Origin of the sequence: Thermoanaerobacterium butyriciformans (assembly GCF_017874545.1) — a bacterium.
GTDB classification, from domain to species: Bacteria; Bacillota; Thermoanaerobacteria; order Thermoanaerobacterales; family Thermoanaerobacteraceae; genus Thermoanaerobacterium; species Thermoanaerobacterium butyriciformans.
This window is the reverse complement of the sequence record NZ_JAGGLT010000053.1, coordinates 1-5,937: the sequence shown is the minus strand read 5'-3', so window position 1 is coordinate 5,937 and position 5,937 is coordinate 1. Positions and strand designations below refer to the sequence as shown.

Here is a 5,937-nt window from a genome sequence, read left to right as displayed (position 1 = left end):
CTCTGTGCCGTACACTCTAATTATACCACGATTCCTACTGTCTATCGTGATAGTTTTCGTTTATCGTGATGCTGTCAAAGCATGATGTTTATTTAGAAAAAGATGAAACTATAAACATTCTTGATGTATCTGGAACGGTAACTAATTAAATTAGAATTTACAGTAACTTCCTATTAAATTTTCAAGGAGGATGCTCTTGCGATATGTTGGAATTTAATATTCTTTTTAAAATTTTATTTCTTGTTATTTATGTAATAATAGCTCTTAAATTATATTATAAAAAAGCTAAATTTGAAAAATATATTATATATGCGTTTTTAGTTGTTTATATTGCAGTTTTAATAAATACCGTGTTTTTTCCTATACCAATACAAAGTGATATGATTCAGTTTTTAAAAGGCACAAAAAATAAGTCATATAATTTAATTCCGTTATTACCAATGCTACATTACACAAAAATACAAATAATAGGAAATATTGTACTTTTGATGCCTTTGGCATTTTTAATGCCTTTTATTAACTATAAGTATATTTCATTTAGAAAAAATATATCTTTATGTGCAATAATATCTTTTTGTATTGAAATAACACAATTGCTTGTTTCACTAATATATGGTTTTGCATATAAAATTTGTGATATAAATGATTTTATATTAAACGTATTTGGAGCATTAGTTGGTTATATATCTTTTAAAATTTTCCTACCTATATTCAAAAAAGATAATCATTTATTTTGTGAATCTCCACAGCATGACTTTCAATAATTTTTGTTGAGAAAATATTTTCACAGTTAGGAGGTTTTAGGAGTTGGAATTAAAAAAGAGATTGTTAAAAATTGTCGGGATATTATTTATCGTCATTGGCTTATTTTGCATTATTGCCATCATTAAATCTATTGTATCTATGGACATAGAGCTTTTTGCAAATATATCTAATATAATAGATGTAATTGCTACTTTGTTGTTTTTGTATGTGGGATATATATTTTTAATAAAAGCTTGAAAGAAGTCTTTCATCCTCTTTAGGTGGGAGATGAATTTCTATTGTCTACCATGGAATTATATGTTATAATAGCTTCAGGAGTAAAAGAGTGAAGTGGTGATATAATGCTGATATTAGATAGCAATAATCATTCAGTATTTTTGCTTTATTATCATCTCATAATGGCTGTAAAATACAGAAGAAAAATAATAGACGATAACATATCAAATAGATTAAAGGAGATATTCGAGAATATATCACCCAATTATAATATATCACTGCAAGAATGGAATCACGATAAAGACCATGTACACATACTTTTCAAAGCAGAACCTAATTCTGAAATATCAAAATTCATAAATGCTTATAAAAGCGCATCTTCTAGGCTGATTAAAAAAGAATATCCTCAAATAAAACAAAAACTTTGGAAAGAATATTTTTGGTCAAGAAGTTACTGTCTTCTTACATCAGGTGGTGCACCTATAGAAGTTATAAAACAGTATATAGAAAGCCAAGGTGAGAAAAGATGATGACATGTCAGCATTTTCTCATAGAGCCAACAAAAGAACAGGAAGAAAAATTGTTTTATACATTATATCTTTGCCGCAAATTATATAACTATTCACTGGAACAGAGGATAAAACATTACAAAGAATGTGGCAAAGGACTTACATATAAAGAACAGCAGAACATGCTTCCAAAATATAAAAAAGAACATCCAGAATACAAATTAGTACAGTCGCAAATATTACAGGATGTGTTGAGAAGATTAGATAGAGCATATAAAAACTTCTTTGACAAAAGAGCCAAATATTCTAAATTCAAAGATAAATACCACTACACATCAATAACACTTCCGCAATGCGAAGCAAAAAGAAACTTTGGGAAAGAAGGATATGTATACATAAAAAATATAGGGCATATAAAAATCAAAGCACATAGAAACTTTGATCCAACAAAAGTCAAAACAATAAACATAAAATACCATGCAGGAAAGTGGTATATAAATCTGTCAGTTGAAGTAGAAGAAGAAAAAGAAAAAACAGTCATAAGAGAAAAAGCAATAGGAGTAGACAAAGGAATAAACTCAATAGCTGCAACATCAGATGGAGAATTATACTCAAATCCTAGATGGCTACAAAAATCAGAAAAGAAACTAAAAAGACTGCAAAGACAAATATCAAGAAAAAAGAAAGGAAGCAAAAACAGAGAAAAGCAAAAGAAAAGATTAGCGAAACTTCATGAAAAAGTAGCGAATCAAAGAAGGGACTATCTGCATAAGATAAGCTATAACATAGTAAAGCATAATGACATTATATGCGTTGAAGATTTGCAAGTAAAAAATATGATGAAAAATCATAAACTTGCAAAATCAATAGCAAATGCAGGATGGGGAATGTTAGACAAATATCTCCAGTATAAAGCAGAAAAAGAAGGAAAAATCTTCGTAAAAGTAGATCCAGCATATACATCACAAAGATGTTCAAGATGCGGGGAAGTAGTAGAAAAAGACTTATCAGTAAGAATACACAAATGTGAATGCGGATTAGAGATAGACAGAGATGTAAATGCAGCAATAAATATACTATATGAAGGATTAAAACAATTAGGCATAGCAGCATAAGAGTAATAATTTTGTAGGGAAGGTTCCTCCCGAAGTTATGCCTATGGAGATTGTGTAAGACCTGCTGTGAATAGCAGTAGGCAACGGTCTATGAAGTAGGAAGCTCCATCCTCTATAGGATGGAGTAGGTTCACAATCAGTACATTTTATTATCCAAGTTAAAAACAAAAAAAGCAGGTTAGTTACCTGCCTTTTTTATACTTGCTAACCCCATGATTATGAGAGAAACTATTACAATGCTGCCGCCAGGTGAAAGATTGAGATAAAAAGATAGTATTATGCCTGCAAATACAGATATAAAGGAAAACAGTATGGCATAAAAAATAGTCTGTCTGAAGTTTTTGGCGATTTTAAGACTGGCTGCTGCAGGTATCACCATCAATGCTGATACCAGCAAAGCTCCAACTATTCTCATGGATACTGCTACGGTTATGGCCACAATCATGGTAAATATTATATTCACCAAGTTGACAGGAATACCTGATATCAAAGCAGCTTCTTCGTCAAATGTAATGTATAGAAGCTCTTTGTAGAAGATATAAATTACAGTTATTACTGCAATGCTAAGTATGAGCGATAGCAATACATCAGTGTTATTAATTGATATTATGCTTCCAAAAAGGTAATTCATTATGTTTGCTGGACTTCCGCTAGATAAGCTTAGAAGTATTACTGCAATTGCCATTCCTGCAGACATGACAACTGCAATAGATATTTCTGAATATCTAAAGTATGATTTTCTCAAGCGTTCAATACCAAAAGATGACAGTATTACAAAGATTATAGAGCCGATTGTTGGATTGATACCAATCAGGAAACCTGCTGCTACGCCTGCCAGTGCTACGTGGGATAGCGTATCACCCATCTGCGACAGCCTTCTCAGCACTAAGAAACTGCCTACCAATGGTGCTATTACCGATATAAATCCGCCTGCTAAAAACGCCCTAATCATAAAGTCGTATGTAAAAATATTAAGCATTATAACACCTCAATCTAAAGTCGATTATTAATATTTTCATTTTGGTGATGGTGCATATCCAGTTTGACAGGGTATCCATATATTTCTACCAATTCTTTTTTTGAAAAGTCCAGTGTATCGCATCTATCGTATAGCCTGCCGTTTCCCATACATACGATTCGAGATACCTTGTCGGATATGGCCCATACATCATGAGTGACCATGATAATCGTTATTTTATTTTGCTTATTTAATGTATCCAGTATTTTGTAAAGCGTGTCTTCCGACTTTGCATCAATACCTGTTGTAGGCTCATCTAAAAATAAAATCTTAGGATCGCTGACAAGCGCTCTTGCTATAAATACCCTCTGCTGCTGGCCTCCAGATAAATTTCCGATAAGCCTGTCCTTGTAATCAATCATGTCGACAATTTTTAAAGCGTTATCTACGATTTCCCAGTCGTCTTTGGAAAGTTTTTTAAATAGCCCTAATTTTCCGTAAAGCCCCATCGATACAACTTCTTTCACGCTTGCCGGAAAAGAAGCGTTGAAAGAATAAGATTTTTGAGGGACATACCCGATTATAGATCTTTTTTTTATGTCCTTTACGTTTATCCCATTTATAAGGACTTCGCCAGATGAAGGCGTAAGATCTCCTATCATGATTTTTACGAGGGTACTTTTACCTGAACCGTTAGGACCAATAAGACCTACAAATTCGCCGTCATCAATAGTTAGATTGATATTGTTTAAAACCTTCTTGTCATTGTAAGAAAAGTTGACATTTTTAAGTTCAACAATTTTACTCATATAAAAATTCCTTTCAATAATATAAAATGAAGTTTGTTAGTTTTGATTCTAATTTAATGCTTTTTGGAGGTTGTCTAAGTTTTGCCTCATTAATGAGATATAATCGTATCCTTTATTCATCTCGTCTTTAGTAAGCCCTTCAATAGTATTTAGTGGAAGTACCTTTGCACCTGTTTCGCTGGCAATCGATTGGATCGGCTTAGGTGATGTCAATGGTTCTGTAAAGATGTAATTGATGTTTTCTCTTTTTATAAGTTGTATGACTTCAGCAACTTTAGCAGGGCTTGCTTCAGCTTCTTCACTCATACCGACAATCGATACTTGGTTTAAGCTGTAATCTCTTGCTACATAGTCAAAGGCACTGTGATATACGATAAATGTCTTTGTCTTCGTGTTTTTAAGTCTTTCAGTGTATTCGCTGTCTAATTGTTTTAGTGTATTTGACAAAGTATTAAAGTTATCTTCGTAATATTTTGCATTTTTATTGTCAGCATTTACTAAAGCATCTTTGATATTTTTTGCTAATATCTGTGCTTCTTTTGGAGACAGCCATACGTGCGGATTTACAGCATTTCCGACTTTTATAATGTCAATACCATTTGACACATTTACAAATTTAGGTCCTGATATAGATGATTCTACTTTGCTAATCCATGAATCCATGCCAAGCCCTAGATATACGACGAGAGAAGCTCCTTCTATGTCTGCTATTTGTCTTGTTGTAGGTTCCCAGTCGTGTGGTTCTACGCCTGGGGGTATTATGTTTTGGACTGTGGCTTTATCACCGGAAATCTTTTTTGTAAGATCGTATAAAGGGTAGAAAGAAGCGTAAATTACCATTTTATCAGGCTTTTTTGAAATCTTTGTGTTACAGGACGTTAAGCTAAATAGAATCAAGATTGCTAAAAAAATTGAAATAAGTCGTTTCATTTATTATCTTCCTCCATTTTATTTTTGCAATTTTTGCAGTATCCAGTAATTTCGATTTTATGATCTATTACTTCAAAATCATCAAGTTTATTTATACACAAATCAAGTGGACAAATATCCAGTTCATAAACTTTTCCGCAGTTTATGCATTTCATAATATGCTCATGCATGTCTTTATGAATTTCATACATAATATTGTTGCCTATAGTTGTTTCACTTAGTACATTTATATCTTTCAGAAGACTTAAATTTCTGTATACAGTATCTAAACTTACTTGCGGAAATGAGCTTTTTACTTTTTCGTAGATTTCCCTTACAGATAAGTAACCATTGGAATTTAACATTATGTTTATGATAAGATCTCTTTGAGGAGTTATCTTATAGTTGTTGGATTTTATGGTTTTTAAAATATCTTCCTTTGTCATAATTTCTCATTCCTTCTAAATAAGAATATTTTACTATTTAGGATTATATAATTATTTGTTTTCTTTGTCAAGCAATTCTAATTGTTTTCTAATCTGCATCTAATTTTGTTTTAAGAATGATTAAGGTGTCAAAAGTATTTTTTTCATCCAAGTTTAGATGAAATATGGTAAAATAGAAATATAAACAAAAGGAAATAGAAGGAGCGATAC

General features: G+C 31.8%; 8 protein-coding genes. 4 read left to right on the top strand and 4 right to left on the bottom strand.

Annotated features, from left to right (window positions below):
• The first annotated feature begins 203 nt into the window (after window positions 1-203).
• The 4 genes from J2Z80_RS14650 to J2Z80_RS14635 all read left to right on the top strand — a co-directional run bounded on the left by J2Z80_RS14650 (window position 204) and on the right by J2Z80_RS14635 (window position 2,605).
• Window positions 204-764: a VanZ family protein gene (locus J2Z80_RS14650; protein WP_209455040.1), complete on the top strand. Its 561-nt coding sequence runs from the start codon at window positions 204-206 to the stop codon at window positions 762-764.
• Between the two features lie 43 nt (window positions 765-807).
• Window positions 808-1,002 carry a hypothetical protein gene (locus J2Z80_RS14645; RefSeq protein WP_209455039.1) on the top strand — a complete coding sequence of 65 codons (195 nt, stop codon included), beginning with the start codon at window positions 808-810 and terminating at the stop codon, window positions 1,000-1,002.
• Between the two features lie 107 nt (window positions 1,003-1,109).
• The gene (gene tnpA / locus J2Z80_RS14640) at window positions 1,110-1,511 is read left to right on the top strand and encodes an IS200/IS605 family transposase (RefSeq protein ID WP_209455041.1); all 402 of its coding nucleotides are present in this window, start codon (window positions 1,110-1,112) and stop codon (window positions 1,509-1,511) included.
• Complete coding sequence (locus J2Z80_RS14635; protein WP_209455038.1) at window positions 1,508-2,605, top strand: RNA-guided endonuclease InsQ/TnpB family protein; 1,098 nt, start codon at window positions 1,508-1,510, stop codon at window positions 2,603-2,605. The genes tnpA and J2Z80_RS14635 overlap by 4 nt, the downstream gene beginning before the upstream one ends.
• Window positions 2,606-2,783: 178 nt before the next feature.
• Here J2Z80_RS14635 and J2Z80_RS14630 read toward each other — a convergent pair whose 3' ends face one another.
• From J2Z80_RS14630 to J2Z80_RS14615, 4 genes are read right to left on the bottom strand one after another with little or no spacing between them, the layout of a single operon-like run.
• The gene (locus J2Z80_RS14630; RefSeq protein WP_209455037.1) at window positions 2,784-3,584 is read right to left on the bottom strand and encodes a metal ABC transporter permease; all 801 of its coding nucleotides are present in this window, start codon (window positions 3,582-3,584) and stop codon (window positions 2,784-2,786) included.
• Between the two features lie 14 nt (window positions 3,585-3,598).
• Window positions 3,599-4,372, bottom strand: a complete 774-nt coding sequence (locus tag J2Z80_RS14625) for a metal ABC transporter ATP-binding protein (RefSeq protein WP_209455036.1) — start codon at window positions 4,370-4,372, stop codon at window positions 3,599-3,601.
• A gap of 48 nt (window positions 4,373-4,420) precedes the next feature.
• A complete protein-coding gene (locus J2Z80_RS14620) occupies window positions 4,421-5,302 on the bottom strand; it encodes a metal ABC transporter substrate-binding protein (protein ID WP_209455035.1) in 882 nt (293 codons plus the stop codon).
• On the bottom strand, window positions 5,299-5,727 hold the full coding sequence (locus J2Z80_RS14615; RefSeq protein ID WP_209455034.1) for a Fur family transcriptional regulator: 429 nt from the start codon (window positions 5,725-5,727) through the stop codon (window positions 5,299-5,301). The genes J2Z80_RS14620 and J2Z80_RS14615 overlap by 4 nt, the downstream gene beginning before the upstream one ends.
• Between the last annotated feature and the right edge of the window lie 210 nt (window positions 5,728-5,937).